16 protein-coding genes and 1 pseudogene are annotated in these 16,625 nt (G+C 61.2%); 12 read left to right on the top strand and 5 right to left on the bottom strand.

Annotated features, from left to right (window positions below):
- Positions 1 to 18 precede the first annotated feature (18 nt).
- The 5 genes from VGI36_18195 to VGI36_18175 form a co-directional block, all read right to left on the bottom strand.
- Positions 19 to 873, bottom strand: a complete 855-nt coding sequence (locus VGI36_18195) for an LLM class flavin-dependent oxidoreductase (protein ID HEY2487079.1) — start codon at positions 871 to 873, stop codon at positions 19 to 21.
- Positions 874 to 882: 9 nt separating this feature from the next.
- Positions 883 to 1,344, bottom strand: coding sequence for a pyridoxamine 5'-phosphate oxidase family protein (locus VGI36_18190; GenBank protein ID HEY2487078.1), 462 nt, complete (start codon positions 1,342 to 1,344; stop codon positions 883 to 885).
- 81 nt (positions 1,345 to 1,425) lie between these two features.
- Complete coding sequence (locus VGI36_18185) at positions 1,426 to 2,046, bottom strand: ImmA/IrrE family metallo-endopeptidase (GenBank protein ID HEY2487077.1); 621 nt, start codon at positions 2,044 to 2,046, stop codon at positions 1,426 to 1,428.
- On the bottom strand, positions 2,039 to 2,422 hold the full coding sequence (locus VGI36_18180; GenBank protein HEY2487076.1) for a helix-turn-helix domain-containing protein: 384 nt from the start codon (positions 2,420 to 2,422) through the stop codon (positions 2,039 to 2,041). The genes VGI36_18185 and VGI36_18180 overlap by 8 nt, the downstream gene beginning before the upstream one ends.
- Before the next feature lie 79 nt (positions 2,423 to 2,501).
- Positions 2,502 to 3,443 (bottom strand): aldo/keto reductase, encoded by a 942-nt coding sequence (locus VGI36_18175; GenBank protein ID HEY2487075.1) that lies wholly within the window; start codon positions 3,441 to 3,443, stop codon positions 2,502 to 2,504.
- A gap of 118 nt (positions 3,444 to 3,561) precedes the next feature.
- Between VGI36_18175 and VGI36_18170 the strand changes: the two genes are divergently transcribed.
- The 12 genes and pseudogenes from VGI36_18170 to VGI36_18115 all read left to right on the top strand — a co-directional run.
- A complete protein-coding gene (locus VGI36_18170) occupies positions 3,562 to 4,074 on the top strand; it encodes a periplasmic heavy metal sensor (GenBank protein HEY2487074.1) in 513 nt (170 codons plus the stop codon).
- Positions 4,074 to 4,760 carry a sigma-70 family RNA polymerase sigma factor gene (locus tag VGI36_18165; GenBank protein HEY2487073.1) on the top strand — a complete coding sequence of 229 codons (687 nt, stop codon included), beginning with the start codon at positions 4,074 to 4,076 and terminating at the stop codon, positions 4,758 to 4,760. The genes VGI36_18170 and VGI36_18165 overlap by 1 nt, the downstream gene beginning before the upstream one ends.
- Positions 4,757 to 5,155 (top strand): hypothetical protein, encoded by a 399-nt coding sequence (locus VGI36_18160; GenBank protein ID HEY2487072.1) that lies wholly within the window; start codon positions 4,757 to 4,759, stop codon positions 5,153 to 5,155. The genes VGI36_18165 and VGI36_18160 overlap by 4 nt, the downstream gene beginning before the upstream one ends.
- A gap of 188 nt (positions 5,156 to 5,343) precedes the next feature.
- Complete coding sequence (locus VGI36_18155; GenBank protein ID HEY2487071.1) at positions 5,344 to 8,520, top strand: ATP-binding protein; 3,177 nt, start codon at positions 5,344 to 5,346, stop codon at positions 8,518 to 8,520.
- 110 nt (positions 8,521 to 8,630) lie between these two features.
- The gene (locus VGI36_18150; protein ID HEY2487070.1) at positions 8,631 to 9,284 is read left to right on the top strand and encodes a helix-turn-helix domain-containing protein; all 654 of its coding nucleotides are present in this window, start codon (positions 8,631 to 8,633) and stop codon (positions 9,282 to 9,284) included.
- Positions 9,285 to 9,297: 13 nt separating this feature from the next.
- Complete coding sequence (locus VGI36_18145) at positions 9,298 to 10,815, top strand: 4-hydroxyphenylacetate 3-hydroxylase N-terminal domain-containing protein (protein HEY2487069.1); 1,518 nt, start codon at positions 9,298 to 9,300, stop codon at positions 10,813 to 10,815.
- A 94-nt stretch (positions 10,816 to 10,909) separates the two neighbouring features.
- A complete protein-coding gene (locus tag VGI36_18140) occupies positions 10,910 to 12,031 on the top strand; it encodes a 5-methyltetrahydropteroyltriglutamate--homocysteine S-methyltransferase (protein HEY2487068.1) in 1,122 nt (373 codons plus the stop codon).
- A gap of 88 nt (positions 12,032 to 12,119) precedes the next feature.
- On the top strand, positions 12,120 to 13,577 hold the full coding sequence (locus VGI36_18135) for an aldehyde dehydrogenase (protein HEY2487067.1): 1,458 nt from the start codon (positions 12,120 to 12,122) through the stop codon (positions 13,575 to 13,577).
- 38 nt (positions 13,578 to 13,615) lie between these two features.
- A complete protein-coding gene (locus VGI36_18130; GenBank protein ID HEY2487066.1) occupies positions 13,616 to 14,467 on the top strand; it encodes a fumarylacetoacetate hydrolase family protein in 852 nt (283 codons plus the stop codon).
- A gap of 26 nt (positions 14,468 to 14,493) precedes the next feature.
- Entirely contained in the window at positions 14,494 to 15,396 is a 903-nt protein-coding gene (locus VGI36_18125) for a VOC family protein (GenBank protein HEY2487065.1), read from the top strand.
- A 35-nt stretch (positions 15,397 to 15,431) separates the two neighbouring features.
- Positions 15,432 to 16,280 (top strand): annotated as a pseudogene (locus VGI36_18120) (LLM class F420-dependent oxidoreductase).
- Positions 16,281 to 16,293: 13 nt separating this feature from the next.
- The coding region (locus VGI36_18115) for a hypothetical protein (GenBank protein HEY2487064.1) at positions 16,294 to 16,625 on the top strand (332 nt) is incomplete at its 3' end.

Genomic DNA, 16,625 nt, shown 5'->3' with positions numbered 1-16,625 from the left:
CGCTGCCCGTAGGACCTCCTAGTCGATACGCAGAGGGCCCGATTCAATATGCGCCCGAATCGCGGCGGGCGCGCCGATTGCGTATTCGTTCCACCAGGTCGCTCCGGCTGCCGCGGCCTGCCTCATCAGGTCGCGCGCCTTGCCGGGGTCTATGCTTCGAGCGTAGCCACCCGCAACCAGATCGAATGGCTCATTCAAGGAACGGCTGCCTTGTAAAATTGCGGCGATCGCCCGAACCTCGTCCGCCGAGACCGGGCCTGAAGATCCATCCGGATAAACTCTGTAGACCGCCAGGCCGTCCCAGCGCGCGGCGCGCCGAACCGGAGCTTGATGAGGCCATGCACCGCCGATCCAGATTGGAATGCGAGGCTGCTGCAAAGGGACCGGGAGGAAAGTAAGGTCCTTGATTTTGTAAAAGCGGCCTTGGTAGCTGAACGGCTGTCCGCTCCACAAACCGGTGATCACCTCGAGTGCTTCATCGAGCATCGCACCGCGCGCCTTCGCATCGGTCTCCTCGCCGACGCGGGCAAACCCGTGATCATTGATGTCGCCGATGCCTACCCCCAAAATCATCCGGCCACCGGAGAGATAATCCAGCGAGACCGCTTCGCGCGCGACTTTCCAGGGACGCCGGCGTGGTAGCGCGACCACTGTAAGCCCAAGCTTGATGCGCGTCGTTTTTACCGCCGCGGCGGCCAGCGCGATCCACGGATCGGAGACCGCAATCCGGCCGGGCGCAATGTGATGAACCAGATAGTCCTCCAGAAGAACCGCGTCCCATCCCGCCTGCTCCGCGATCCGGGCAAGTTCAGCGACGGAACGGGGATCGCCGCCCAGGGGACCCGCGATGGGAAATCCGATCGCGTAACGCATGGTAGCTAGTTACCGTTCGGTCCACACCGCATACTTCGGAGGCCAGGTCCCGTGCGGACCGTTATAGGCCGCATGCATCGCGCGGTCGATCTGGAATTCAAACAGCAACTCGTCCTCGGTCGAGGTCATCCCTTTTGACTTGAGGTCGGCGAGCACGCGTGAGCGGAGACTTTCGTCATCGATCATCCGGGCCCGGCCCATCACCAGGAACTCATCGTCCACCTCGGGGCAGGGAAAGCTGTGCAGGGCGAAGCGCCCGTCGCGAAGCAGGTCGCGCCGTTTATGGGTCGGGCCGATGAGCGCGTAGAGACCGCCTTCGAACACGGTCGGACAAATTGGATGCAAGCGTGGCGCGCCATCTTTGCGCAGGCTGGCCAGATACGCGAGCCCGATGCCGTGCTGATGGATTAGTTTGCGTCCCGCGTCAGCGATCTGCGGCGCTCCAGCTTCGAACTGTGACCACGAGACCATCCCATTACTCCTCTCTGATTTGTCGGTTCCAACCGGATTAGATTAGCCAGTCTGCGCGATTGCGCCCCAACCCGTCCTCCCTCACTTCGCAACGCCCGAGGTATCCTGGCCACTCAAAACCGCAAGGCGTTCAAGCCGCACTTCGGCGAACTTTTGGCTTACAAAAAAGACGTCGGCCACCCAACGGGGCGATCGGTCGGGCAGCATCGCGATGGTCCGGCGTGGCATCAGGATCGCACCGGCCAACGCCCATGCCTGCCATTCCGGATCACTAGCCTCGGCAAGCCGGCGGCGATCCAGGCGTGTAGTCAGTTCGCCGGAACCATCGGACCGGTTGCGCAGCAGCGGTACATGCAGGATCGCGTGGGCCAGCTCGTGAATCACCGTCGAGCGCGCAAAGTGAGGTCGCTCCTCGTCGGCCAGGTTCTCGTAAATCCACGGACTCACCAGAATCTCGCTCTCCGCGTCCGCGGCTGCATACGTCACGGCTACGCGTTCGCCGAGTTCTTCATAACTGGCGGGCATCACGTGAATGCCGAAGCGCGGAAGCAAGTCATCGATCCATTCACGAACCTTGATCGGCTGCGGCGTGAACAGCGCCTCTGGTTGGAAGGTGCTCACCACGGTCTCTCCCAACGCCTCGAGGTACTCGAGCGACAGCGGGGGCATTGCGATCACCGTCTCGCCGAAGAAGTCACTCATCGTCCGCCCTGAGCACCTTAAGCAGACGCGAGATCTGCCCGACCGTGAGATCGCGATTCTTTAAACGCCGCGCGAGCGCCATCGCCAGGTCCTGGTAGCGAGGGGGCGCATCGGAAATGTCCATCGCCAGCGGCCGACTGGCAGCCGCGTGACGCTCCAATTCCACCCGTGTGAGCGTGGGAATCGCCTTTAGCAACCCATCCCAATGCTCCTGCCGCAGGGGACCCCGCACTCCGCGCTCAACTTCGCCCAGGTAGACGTGCGAGATTTTTAGCGCGCTCGCCACCTGGCGCAGGCTGAGTCCGCTCGCGACCCGCGCCTGACGCAGGTAGCTGCCGAACGGGCTGGGCTGGACAAAAGTATCTTTGGAAGGCACGATGCCTTACTTGTAAACCCGTTCGCCTTCCACTGTCAAGGGCACAGATTACGCGCGGTTCACAGGGGCGTCGGACCGTCTAGTGGCGGGTGATGGCGTCGACTTCCTTCATTTCCTCGTGGGTCAGCTTCCATCCGCACGCCTTAACGTTTTCCGTCACTTGCTCGGGTCGGGTGGCGCCGCTGATAACGCTTGATACCACCGGCTGGCACGCGAGCCAACTCATCGCGAGCTCGACCAGCGCGTGACCGCGTCCGCGCGCGAATTCCTCAAGTCGCTCCAAGGTCGCGAAGTTCTGCTCGGTCATCACCTGCTTGGCCATCGGTTGCATCACCGCAAGCCGGGTCCCCTTCGGCGCCTCCGCGCCACGGCGATACTTGCCGGTCAGGAATCCGCTGGCCAGTGGAAAGTAGGGAAGCATTCCGAGTCCGAATTTTTGGCAGGCCGGCAACAGATCGCGCTCGATTCTGCGATCGAGGAGGTTGTATTGATTCTGCGCCGACACGTAGGGGGCAAGGCTGCGGGTGCGTGAAATCCAGTCCGCGTCGGCAACCTGCCACCCGCTGAAGTTGCTGTTGCCCAGGTAGCGCACTTTTCCGGCGCGCACGAGATCATCGAGCGCGGCGAGCGTCTCCTCCTGCGGGGTGTCGGGGTCCGGCTGATGCAGTTGGTAGACGTCCAGATAGTCAGTGTCTAAACGCCTCAGGCTGGCCTCGGCAGCCGCCATAATGTAACGGCGCGATGCTCCGCGCTCATAGGGCCCGGCGCCCATCGGCATCCCGAACTTGGTTGCCACTACCACTTCGCGCCGCCGTTTCCCGAGCGCCTTGCCGAGCAGCTCCTCGGAACCACCGCGATTTCCATAAATGTCGGCGGTGTCGAAGAAGGTGACTCCCTCTTCGAGCGCGCGATGGACCACGGCGCGGGTCTGTTCGCCATCACAGCGCATGCCGAAGTTGTTGCAGCCAAGCCCAGCAAGGGAGATCTTCAGCCCCGAATCTCCCAGATTTCGGTATTCCACGGTTGTCTCCTTTCTCGGTAGATTCTTCTGACCATGGGGTAAATAGTTCGGTAATTTTCGCAACCCCGGTTCGTCTTAAGTGTCGAAAACGCGAGCGGACGAGGAAAACCCTACAAGAATGGTCGCAAAAAAGCTCCTGCTGCTGTCGGTGTTGGTCTTTGCGTGCAGCTTTCCAGTAACCTGTCGAGCACAGGGTGCGCCAGGATTTCCCGCCGGCTCGTCGACTCCTTCTGCAGGGCCGGTGCTGCCGCCACCGTTCATGATGGCGCTGCGAGTGGCAGATCTGACCCCCGAGCAGCAGAATAAGATGAACCAGATCATGGCTTCGGGACGCGAACAATCCGAGGAGCCCATGAAAGAGTTGCGCTCGATCCATGAGCAAATTGCCAATATGCTTTTGGGAACGGGTCCGGTGAGCGACGCCGACCTGGCGCCGTTTGCACAGCGGGCGGGGCGCATTGACCAGCAGATGCAGCAGCAGTGGGTGACTACCGCTCTGCGGGTTCGCGCCTTGCTCACCCCGCAGCAGCTGACCAAGATGAACCAATTTCATCAGCAGGTGGTCGCCATCAACGCGCAAATCGAAAAGCTTATGCAAGGTCCATTGCCGCGGGTGGTTCCCAAACGCTGATGGCGCAAGCGGAACATCGTCGAGTAGAAATTCTTCCCCGGGCGCAGGCCGCAGAAGGTCACTTTCCCGGGGCTGCAGCGCATCCTTTTCGCGGGCGCGCGCCACGCGCTGCGTCGCGAGCGCGCAACGACTTAAGACCTCCGGATCGGGCCGACTTCGCTTTGCTGCGTGCGCAGATCGAAGCTTCGCGAGAGGGAGATCGGCGCGCGCTGGAGGAAGTGATCCGTCATTACCAAGACCGCGTCGCAGGGTTCATCATCTCGATAGTCGGACGGGAAAGCGATTACGAAGACCTGTGCCAGACGGCCTTTGTAAAAATGGCCTTCGCATTGCCCAAGCTTCGATCACCTGAGATTTTTGAGCCATGGCTGTTCCGAATCGCGCGTAACGTGTGCATCGATCACCTGCGGCGGCTCAGATGGCGGCGCATCTTCGTGCCGTTCACCCGTGAGCATGAACAGGTGTCGGTCGAGGAGCCCGAGGAAGGTAGCCGAACCAGTGCATTCGAAGCAGCGCTGCCGCAATTGCCGGCGGAGCAGCGCGAGCTCATCGGACTCCTGCGCGAACGCGATTGGTCGTACGAAGAACTGGCGGAAATAACCAACAGCAGCGTCTCTGCGGTGGGCACGCGCCTGTTCCGCGCGCGGGCGCGCCTGCGTAAATTGCTTAAAGAGATCGAAGCATGACCTCGAACGTTTCGCGCGCGAATCGTCGGATTCGGCTGCCGGCGGATTTCGCCGAGCGGGTAGTCGGACGAGTTGAAAAAATCGAGCGCCGGCGATCGATCCGTCGCAGGGCGCTGGCCACGACCGCGGTGCTGGGTATCTCGCTAGTAGCGGTTTTCACCTGGCGCTACCCGTCGATATGGAGCCCGCGGGCTTCGATTGCGCAACCCCCGCCGGCCGGCTCGGCCATTGCCAACGCGTCGTTACGAAGTCCGGAACCCGCCTATGGTCTGGGGCAGGAACAGCCAGTCGTGGATCTCTTGCTTCCCGACGGATACATGGTGACGAATTTCGTTAACTCCTCCGGCGAATCCGGGTGGCACTCCTACGATTCCTGGTGGGGATCAAGTTCCTGAATTCTTGCTCGCCGCCGGTTATTTTTGCTGACTTCGCTTTCCTGACGAAGTTTCAGCCTATATGCGGCGGCATGCTAGTCTGCACTAGCTTAAGCCGCGATCTGTTTGTCTGCGACGGTCTCCGCTGATCAGCGCAGATAGCGGCACGTGCCCGAATGAATCCTTCTTCACCACCCGATGCAGGGCGCTTGAAACAAGCCCCGGTCCCCGGCCCGGCGATTGAGCTTTTATGGATCGGTTTTGGCATAGCAATTCTCGCTGTAGTGATAGGCGTCTGGGCCGCCTATCGCATCAACGACGACTACGTTGAGGGCGCCCGCTGGGTTTCTCAATCCGAACTCGTAATCCAGTCCATCGAACAGGCGCGCGAGCAGCAGCAGAACGTGCTGGATGCCGTGGATTCCTATTGGCGGGACGGCAACCCGATGCTGTTCGACCAGTTCCAAATCGCTTTCGTAAAAATCCGCGAGTACCTGGCTCAGCTGCGTGCTCTGGTCGCCGACGACCGCTTACAAGTCGCGCGCGTGCGTGGGATCGAAGATTCGTTAGCCAAGCTGGACCAAACAGCTGCCGATCTGAAACGCATGGCCGCAGAGCACGATCGGCAGACAATCATAAATTCACCTAAATTTGCGGACCTTCGCGCGGAAGTGGAAAACGTGCGCCGCGGCCTGGTCCGGATGGATGAGAGAGAAGAACAGATGCTCGCGGCGGGTTCGCGGCAGGCCCGCGATGCCTCCCGTCGGCGCATCGTGGTCATCACAGCAGGCGGGAGCGTCGTCGTCCTCTGGCTGATTCTGATGGGCGCCTCCGCCGGGTTTCTGCTCTCCCGCTATCGGCGCAGCACGGGCGCGCTGGAACTCAGTGGCCGGGAGCTGGAACAGGTCAACGCGACGCTCGAGGAACGGGTGCGTGAGCGGAGCGCCGCGCTAGCCACGCAGAACGGATTGCTCGAATCGATTCTCAACAGCCTGCCGGACGCGGTCGTGATGGTCGACAAGGACTTGCAACCGGTGATGATGAACCCAGCAGCCAAGCGCGATTTGCGAGCGGACGTGCTCAGACCGTCGGATTGGTTGAGCGAGTACGAGCTGTTCGCGGCCGGCTCGACTACCCCTCTTACTCCTGATCAGATGTTCGTTGCGCGCGCCTTGTCCGGGGAGGTGATCGAGGGATTTGAACTGCGCGTGCGCGAACGCATAACCGGACGTGAGCGCTGGATCGACGCATCGGTACGCCCGGTTACGGGTCCGGATGGCACCATTCAGGGAGCGCTGTTGGTCTTGCGCGACGTTACCGGTCGATACGACGCAAAGATCGAGCGTGCACTGTTCGCGTCGGTGGCCAGTTTCGTTCCGGACGCGGTGATGAGCATTTCTCCGCAAGGGATCGTCACCAGCTGGAACGCCGGTGCGGAGCGCCTATTCGGGTATCGAAGCGAAAGCGTCATTGGTAGGTCAATTGCGCTCTCGATTCCCGAAGATCGCCGCGGCGAACCTCAGAAAGTGGCCGAATTGCTCAGGGCCGGCAAAACCGTCGAGAACTTCGAGACCCGCGTCATCCGCAAGGATGGCACACCGGTTGACATCGTCATATCGGCATCGGCAATCCGAACCGTCCCGGGCCGCATCGAGGGCTACGCCCTGACCGCCCGCGACAATACCGAACACAAACGGCTGCACGATGAACTGCAACGTGCCCGCGACCTAGCAATCGAAGCGGCGCAGACCCGCGCGACGTTTCTCGCCAACATGAGCCATGAAATTCGTACCCCGCTCAACGCGATCGTCGGGATGGCGGAACTGCTGCAGCTTACCGATCTCAATCCTGAACAGCGCGAGCGCGCGGCGATCATCGAATCGAGCAGCAAACTCCTGATGGCGATCGTCAACGACATCCTGGACTTCACCAAACTCTCTGCGGGGCGTGTGGTGCTCGAGAAAATCGTGTTCGACCTGCGCGAATTGGCAAGGACCACCGTCGCCGCGTTCCAGGAAGCAGCGGCGCGAAAAGGTATCGCGCTGAACCTTCATCTACACGAGACCCTGCCGCCGCGGTTAAAGGGCGACCCCAATCGCCTGCGTCAAATCCTGAACAACCTAATCTCTAACGCGATCAAGTTCACCTCGCAGGGCGCGGTAACGATCAGCGTCCTCAAAGACGACGACTCCGCGCAAGAACAATCGATCAGGTTCGAGGTGAGAGATAGCGGCATCGGAATCGCGCGGGAAATCCAGCCACGCCTGTTCGAACCGTTCGTGCAGGCGGAGAGTTCAACCGCGCGGCGCTACGGCGGTACCGGACTGGGCCTGGTCATCTCGGCGCAACTCGCGCGGCAGATGGGGGGTGAAATCACGCTCGAAAGCGAACCTGGCCTGGGATCCACTTTCTCTTTCACCGCACGCTTCGAAACGGCGAGTGACGATGATGAAGTCGAGTTCCCCCGCGTGTCTACCGACGGGGAACCCAACGCCCGGGCCGAAGCCCGCGCGAGTGGCAATTCAACCTTGTCGAACGGGCGTGCCGGTCCAACCCAGGCACCCAATCGTTCCAATCACGCGCAACGAATCCTGGTCGTGGAAGACAATCCGGTAAATCGCGAACTGGCCGCTGAACAGCTCCGCGTGCTCGGCTATCAGGGCGACATCGTTGGCAACGCGCAGGCCGCACTCGATGCGCTCTCGCGGCAAAACTACGACCTGGTGCTGATGGATTGCGAGATGCCGATGATGGACGGTTACGAAGCGACCCGCGAGATCCGCCGCCGCGAAAACGGCGGTCGCCATGTGGTGATAGTCGCGATGACCGCCAACGCCACACAGGAACAGCGGGACCAATGCCTTGAGGCAGGAATGGATGATTTCCTGAGCAAGCCGGTCCGCCTGCAGACGCTGGGGGACATGCTCGCTTCGTGGTCGGAAAATTTGAATGGCGCGGGCCACAGTGGAAAAGCCGTGAAGCGTGCGGAGAAATTTGCTCCGCCGGCCGCGGCGCATGACGCGGCGCAGTCGAAATCGGAGCTGGACTCCCAGACGCTCGTAGAACTCCAGGAGCTGTCCAAGGCGACGGGCGACGATGTGCTGCGCAAACTGGTGGAGGCCTTTCTGTCCGAGTTGCCTCAGCGTCTCGCCGCGCTCAAGTCGGCTCTCGACGCGGGCGATCTGGTCGCCCTGGGCCGCGCGGCACACGCTATGAAAAGCGCCGCAGCCATCGGAGCGCTACACTACGCAAACCTGTGCAGCACGGTGGAAAGCCACGCGCTGGCAAACCAGCTCTCCGAGGCGATTTCGCTCGCGCAGGTGCTGATCGATGAGTCAGCTAAGATTCCCGCTATGCTGCGGCGGGCGGCCGGATTGAGTCCCTGATACCGGGCAGTCGCTCATCGATGCGGTGTCGCGTAGCGCCGCAGTGGATTTGACATCCAGGTGGTTCCACGCTAACCAATGAGCACGCTCAGAAATGAGCGCGCTCATCGATGCCGACCAGCCCCAGCGCCGCTCGCCCGGATAAATCCCGCCGCCCGCCACCACCCGCGCTGAGCCGGGTGGAGCGCAAGAAGCGCGACAAGCTAGACCGGATCAAGCGTGCCGCGCGCGCGCTGTTCGCCCGCAAGGGGTTCGAGGCCACCACGACCCGTGAAATCGCTACCGCCGCCGATGTCGGCATCGGCACCGTGTTCCTGCACGCAATCAGCAAGCAGGACCTGCTAGTGATGATTTTCCGCGAGGAGGCGGGGCGCGCGGTGGACGCGGCCCTCGACAACCTGGCGGAGGAGTCCCTCATCGATGGGCTGCTACGGATCTTCGGCGCGCTGATCGCGCACCATGAACGCAACATCGGGCTCGCCCGCGTCTTCGTGAAGGAACTGCCGTTTCTCGATGATGCGCGGCACGGACGCGCGGCTTTCATGTCGGACTTGTTCAGACAGATGGCCGTGATGATCGAGCGGGCGCAGGAGCGTGGCGAATTGCGCCGCGGCATTCCGTCGCTGCGGCTGGCCAAGAATCTGTTCGCGCTCTACTTCGGCATTCTTTTGGAGTGGCTCGGGGCGGCCGGAATTACTCCGGAGGAACGCGACCGGGCGCTGCGCTCCGCGCTGGAGTTGCACCTTTCGGGACTGCGCCCATAAGGAGAAAACCACAATGCCTGCTCGCACCGGGAACGAGTTTATCGCTGGACTTAAAAGTCCGCGCGAAGTGTGGGTGGACGGGGAACTGGTGACCGAGATCACCTCCCATCCCAAGCTAGCGGGCGCAGCGGCCACCTTGGCGGAAGTCTTCGACCTCCAGCATAAGGCCGCCGAGGTCTGCCTGATGCTGGATCCGGAAACCGGCGAGCTGATCAACCTAAGCCACATGATTCCGCGCTCCAGGGCCGATCTCGAACGGCGGCATCGAGCGCTCAAGCTCACGGCAGAATTCACGGTCGGCCTTATGGGCCGAACGCCGGACTACATGAACGTGACCTATGCGGGCTTTGCAGGGCGCGCGGACGAGTGGGCGGTCAACGGCAATGACCAAGGCGCGAGCAATCTGGTCGCCTACCAGAAGCTGCTCGCACGCAAAGACATCGCGCTGACTCACACCATTGTTCAGCCGACCATCGACAAATCCTGGGGCGATGCCCCGGTGGCGGGCAACGATGTCGCTTTGCGCAAAGTCAGCGACACCGATCACGGCATCCTCGTGCGAGGTGCGCGCATCCTTGCAACCCTGGCCCCGTTTGCAGACGAGATCGCCGTCTATCCTGCAGTGCCGCTGCCCGACGGCGCCGATGCGTACGCGCTGTCCTTTTGTATTCCGGTGAGTACGCCCGGGCTTAAATTTCTCTGCCGCGACAGTTGCACGCTCAGTGGCAGCCGTTTCGACCACCCGCTTTCCAGCCGGTTCGACGAACAGGACGCGTTCGTGATTTTCGACAACGTCGAGGTGCCACGCGACCGGGTTTTCATCAACGCAAACTCGCGGGCGTACAACACGGTGATGACCACTGGCTGGTACCCCAACGTCATGCAGCAAACCATGATTCGCGCGCAGACCAAGCTGGAGTTCGCGTACGGACTGGGCTGCCTGATGGCGGAAATGATCAATGACAAATCGCCCGCCACCGCGCAGTTGCTGGGTGAGATTTGGAGCTATGCCGAGTTGACCCGCGCAGCGGTCAGGGCCGCGGAAACGGAAGCCTTCGAGTACGGCAATGGTGTGTGGTTTCCCAATGGCGGGCCGCTGGCGGCATTGCGCGCGTCATTGCCAAGCTGGTTTCCGCGGGTTGGCGAAATCATCAAGTTCATCGGCTCGCACAACCTGCTCGCAACTCCGACCGAGAACCAATTCGATGACCCCGCGCTGCGTGACCTGGTCAATCAATTCCTGCGCGGAGCTAATGACATATCCGCGCGCGATCGGGCGCGGATTTTCCGCCTCGCGTGGGATTTCGTCGGCACGGCGTTGGCCGGGCGCAACGAACTCTACGAGCGCTTCTACCTGGCGTCCGGCGCGCGCAACTACGCGCTGGCGCACACGTTGGCGCCGCGCGAGCGCGGAAAGCGGCTGGTGAACCAGGTGCTCGGTCTGGTGCCGCTCTGCACGGGTGAGGACGCGGGCAGCGCCCCGAAAGTGATGGGCCTGCCTCGCTCTGCGGGCGAATGGGTACGCAAATAGGCAGATTTGACCAGAGTCGGAATTGACTATAGTCATTACGATTGCTAAACAGGGCTTCGAACGCGCTGTCGCCCGATAAATGGGAGGTGGCCCAATGGCCAACACGGCACCGCACAATCCACCATTTCGCGCCGAGCACGTCGGTTCATTATTGAGACCGCTCGAGTTGTTGAAGGCACGCGCTGACCGCGAGGCCGGCCGCAACTCGGCTTCCGATCTGCGCAAGCTGGAAGACGAGCTCATCCGCAAAGTCGTGGCGAGGCAGGAAGAGATTGGCCTCGAGGCAGTCACCGATGGCGAATATCGCCGCGGGGTTTTCTACGCCGACTTCATCTGCCGCGGACTGGGCGGCGGGAGCATCTACTACGAAACCGAGCGGATGTTCTTCGTTGACGACGACGGCAACAAGATCGCCGTTCCGCTCTTGAAGATTCACGATCGCCTCAAGTGGACCGCACCGATTCATGTTGACGAGTTCAAATTTCTCCAGGCCCTGACGCGGCGTATCGTCAAGCTGACGATGCCCTCACCCACCATCGCCTACTCCGCCGACGGCAGGAACATCGCGAAGGGTGTGTATTCTGACCTGGCTGAGCTGCGCGCTGACATTGTCGATGCCTACCGAAAGGAGTTGCGTGCTCTCGCCGCGGCGGGATGTCGATATGTTCAGCTCGACGAGGTCCCGATCGCTCTGTACTGCGACCCCAAACGCGTGGAACAGATGAAACGCGGCGGCCTGGACGTCGATCAACTGCTGTTCGAAACCTTCCCCAATCTGATCAACGGAGCATTAGCCGACCGCCCACCGGAACTGCATGTCACCATGCATCTGTGTCGCGGTAACAATCAGAGCGGTTGGCTGACCGAGGGCGGCTACGATCCCGTCGCGGAGATGCTGTTCAGCGGCCTCAAGGTGGACTCGTATTTCCTTGAGTACGACACCGCTCGTGCCGGCACGTTCGCGCCGCTGCGCTTTGTGCCCCGGAACAAATCGGTCGTGCTCGGCATCGTGTCGAGCAAGCTTGCGCGACTCGAAACCAAGGACGAGTTGAAGCGCCGCATCGACGACGCCACCAAGTACATCGATCTCGACCAGCTTGGCTTGAGTCCCCAATGCGGTTTCGCAAGCACCTCGCCGGGCAACAGGCTGACCCCGGAGGAACAAGACGCAAAGTTGCGCCGAATCGTAGAGGTTTCGAGGGAAATCTGGGGATAGCTTCTGTCTATCACTTGTCCGAGGATTGGATCAGAGTTAGCTCCGGCACCCGCAGAGAATAGTTCGACAACGCCAATGGAGATTGAAGATGGCTAATACAACCAAGGTAGCTGGCGTGGAGGTCTCGACCGCCCACTACATCGACGGCAAGCGCGTCGACTCAAAAGAGAAATTTCCAAACTGCTCGCCGATTGACGGGAAGCATCTCGCGGACGTCAGTGCGGCCGGAGCCGCAGAAATCGATTCGGCCGTGGCAGCGGCTCGGCGCGCCTTCCCGGCGTGGGCCGCTCTCGGTCCGGAGGGGCGGCATCCGATCCTGAGCCGGTTTGCCAAGGCCATCCAAGACCACGTCAAAGAGATCGCCGCGGTCGAAACCGAGGACAACGGCTCGCTCCTGATTGGAAACGCCGCGCGAATGGTTCCTCGCGCGGCGCATAATATCCAGTTTTTCGCCGACCGGGCGCGCAAGGTGAGCGACGAGACGATCGATTCGCCCGAAGTGGTTAACCATGTTCGCTACGATCCGGCCGGCGTCGCCGGGCTGATCACCCCGTGGAACGGGCCTTTCATGCTGACTACCTGGAAGGTGGGTCCATGCCTGGCAGCGGGCGACACTGCGGTGGTGAAACCGCCCGAATGGGCTCCGCTCAGTTGCTCCTTGATGGCCGATCTTGCCGCCGAAGCCGGCGTCCCTGCGGGGGTACTGAATGTGGTGCAAGGGATCGGCGAGGAAGCCGGAGCCGCGCTGGCTGCCCATCCAGATATCGATCGCCTGAGCTTCACCGGCTCAACCGATACCGCAAGTTTGATTGGCGCGTCCTGCGCGCGCTCGTTGACACCCGTCAGTTTCGAGCTCGGCGGTAAGTCGCCTTTCATCATCTGTGCCGATGCGGACCTGGATGCCGCGGCCCAGACCGCCGCAGGACAGTACTTCAATGCCGGCCAAGTCTGCCTGGCAGGCACCCGGATCCTGGTCGACGCGAAGGTGGCAGACGAGTTTCAGGCGAAGTTCCGTACCGCGGTATCCCATCTCACGGTTGGCGATCCGCGCGACAAGAACACCCGCATCGGTCCGCTCATCACGCCGGAGCACTACAAGCGAGTCGAGGGATTCGTCGATCGCGCTTTGCAAGCAGGCGTCAAGCCGGTCTGGGGTGGTCATCGACACAGCGCGGGCGAGCTTTACTTCGAACCGACGTTGCTCAACGGGGTGTCGCAGGAGATGGAGATTGTGCAACGCGAGGTCTTCGGACCGGTGCTGACCTGGCAGACCTTCAGCGACGAAGAACAAGCCCTCCGGCTTGGGAACGGTACCAACTATGGCCTGGCCGCTGTGATCTTCAGCAAAAGTGAGGAGCGCGCAATGCGCCTGGCGAAACGGATCGTCGCCGGCACCATCTGGGTCAACTGCTTCTTCGTGCGCGAGCTGGCGGCACCTTTCGGCGGGAGCCGCAATTCCGGAATCGGCCGCGAGGGCGGCAACTGGAGTTTCGACTTCTATTGTGACGTAAAGAATATTGCGGCAATGAAGGGTTCCTTCGTCTGACGGCGCGAGCCGGCACGACGAGCCTGGAGGTATCAACCATGAGTGTTCTTGACGGACCAAGAGAAGAATGGCGGCGGATACTTCATGAAGGGCACCCGGAGTGGGTGAAGCCCGCCGGTGACAAGCTAATCCTGGGTGACGGCCGGGTCGTCCCGGAGGCCAGCGCAACCTACCTTCCCCCCTGCGATCCCACCAAGATTCTGTGTATCCACCTCAACTATGAGTCGCGCCGCGTGGAGTTTCGCGCGCCGATGCTGGAGACACCCACGTACTTTCAGAAACCGACCACGGCGCTGAATTCGCATCGTGGCTCGCTGTGCCGCCCCGCCGGCCACAAGTTTCTGAACTACGAGGGCGAGGTGGGGGTGATCATCGGCAAGCCAATGCGCAACGTCGGGCGGGAACAGACCTGGGACTATATTGCGGGATTTGCGCCGGCCAACGACGTCGGCTGCCAGGATTATCGCGAAACCGACGCGGGCTCGATGCTGCGGGTGAAGGGACAGGACGGCTTTTGTCCGATCGGACCGGGTATCGTCAGCGGCGTCGACATCCGAAAGTCCACTCTGCGAACCTACATCGACGGAAAAGTAGTACAGGAAGGCGCAATCAGCGAAATGATCTTTCCGATCGACTACATTCTCGCTGATCTCTGCCGTTTCATCACCTTGCTGCCCGGCGACTTGATCCTTAGCGGCACGCCGAAGAATTCGCGCCCGATGAATCCGGGCGCCCTGGTTGAGGTGGAAGTGACCGGGCTTGGCCGATTGTCGAATCGCGTGGTCGAAACCCCGGCTCCGGCGCACAAGGTGGGTCATCAGCCGACCGACACTGATGCGGTGCGGCGGGTCGCGCTCGGCTCCGATTGGGTACGCACTGATCCGAGATAGAAAGCTATGCATATGGAGGCAATGAAATGGTCCAGGTAACTGAACTCGGATACATGGGCTTCGGGGTAAAAGACCTCGAGGCGTGGAAAAAATTCGCCGCTGACGTCCTCGCGATGGAAGTCGTGGATGAAGGCCCCGGCGACCACTGCTATCTGCGGATGGACTACTGGCACCATCGCATCGTCCTTCACTCCGATCCGTCCGACGACCTCATGTATCTGGGATTTCGGGTAGCGGGCGGCGAAGAGTTCCGCGCAATGCAGGCCCAGCTCCAGGCGGCGGGGATCAAGTTTACAGTGGGGTCGGAAGAAGATGCGGCGGAGCGCCACGTTCTGGAAGTGCTGAAGATGGAAGACCCGGGTGGCAATCCGGTCGAGGTCTTCCACGGTCCGCACGTGCAGTTTGCCAAGCCTTTTCACCCTGGTCGCAGGATGCACGGACGCTTCAGGACCGGTGTCGGGGGTGTGGGCCACTGCATCGTTCGCGAAAAAGACCCACAAGCTGCCTATCGCTTCTACACGCAGCTCGGGATGCGCGGTGGGGTTGAATATAAAATCCGCATGGGCAAGATGACCGTCGCTCCTATCTTCATGCACTGCAATGATCGCGACCATTCAGTCGCCTTCGGACTCGGTGGTGCAGGTGAAGACAAGCGCTTCAACCACCTCATGGTCGAAGTCGACAATCTCGACGACGTCGGCCTCACCCACGACCTAGTGCGCCGCGAAAAGATTCCCGTGCACATCACGCCCGGCAAACACTCGAACGATCACATGTTTTCGTTCTATTTCCGTACTCCGTCTGGGTGGATGCTCGAATACGGTTGGGGCGCGCGCGCGGCTACTCATCAATCCGAGTACTACTCCGAAGATGTATATGGTCACGCGCCGGAAGCGGGCGGCTTTGGTCCACCTCCCCGAAGAGAATAGGCGCCGAATCGGCGATGCGGAAAAGAGCTTGAGCCATGCCGCTGTTCGGGATGATCACCTTCGCGACCGAGTACTCGATGCAACCCGCGGAAGTCGCACGCGCGATTGAAGAGCATGGGCTCGATGCCTTTTACGTCAGCGAACACACGCACATTCCGACCAGCAAGAAATCCAAGTATCCCGGCGGTACCGATTATCACAAGGACTTTTACTACGCGTACGATCCGATCGTGGCGCTGACAGCGGCGGCGGGTGTAACCAGGCGAATCAGGCTTGGCACCTTTATTATCCTGATCGCGCAGCGTGATCCGATCGTCACCGCCAAGCAATTTGCCACGCTCGATCGCCTGTCGGGTGGCCGGGTGGTCGTAGGATGCGGCGCGGGCTGGAACGCGGAAGAGATGGGCGACCATGGTGTTCCGTTCCAACGACGGTGGCCCGCGGTTCGCTAGCACATAACCGCGATGAAGGAACTCTGGAAGAACGAGGTCGCCGAGTTTCACGGCGAATTCGTCAACTTTGAGCCTTCCTGGATGTATCCGAAGCCGCTGCAGGCCGGCGGACCTCCGGTCCTCATCGGATCGCGCTCCGACAAGGTGTTTGCGCGCATCGTGCGCTACGCGGACGGATGGTGCCCGCTGCTGCGACCCGGCTATGACCTGGCGCGCGGAGTGAAAATGCTGCGCGCAGCAGCCGCGCAGGCTGGTCGCCGAGACGATGACCTGCAGCTCAAAGTCTCCATGATCGCGCCTACCCCTGACAACGTGAAACGGGCGCTCGACCTCGGCTTTCAAGAAGTGGAGACGTTCGTACCCAGCGCCGGCCCGGAAAAGGCCCTGCCGGTCATCGACAACTTCGCCGAGCTGGCCGCCAAGTTTCACTAAAGTCGAAGCCATAATGGACGTTTCTGCTATCCCGCGACTCGCCCGAGAACTTCACGAAGCCGAAAAGACCAGGAAGGTAATCAGGTTTCCTTCCGCGCAGTATCCCGAAATCACCAATGCCGATGGGTACGCGGTGCAGAAGGCGTGGATCGATATCAAACTCGCCGAAGGTCGCAAAATTATCGGGCACAAGATCGGCCTTACCTCGCGGGCCATGCAATCGATGTTCAACATCAACGAGCCCGACTACGGCGTCCTGCTCGACGACGTGCTTTATCAGGACGGCGCAGAGATACCTGCCAATCGCTTCATTTCGCCGATGCTCGAGAACGAACTTGCGTTTAT

It is taken from the genome of Candidatus Binataceae bacterium (genome assembly GCA_036495685.1).
GTDB lineage: Bacteria > Desulfobacterota > Binatia > Binatales > Binataceae > JAFAHS01.
The sequence above is the reverse complement of the archived record's forward strand: the minus strand, read 5'-3'. Positions and strand labels throughout refer to the sequence as shown.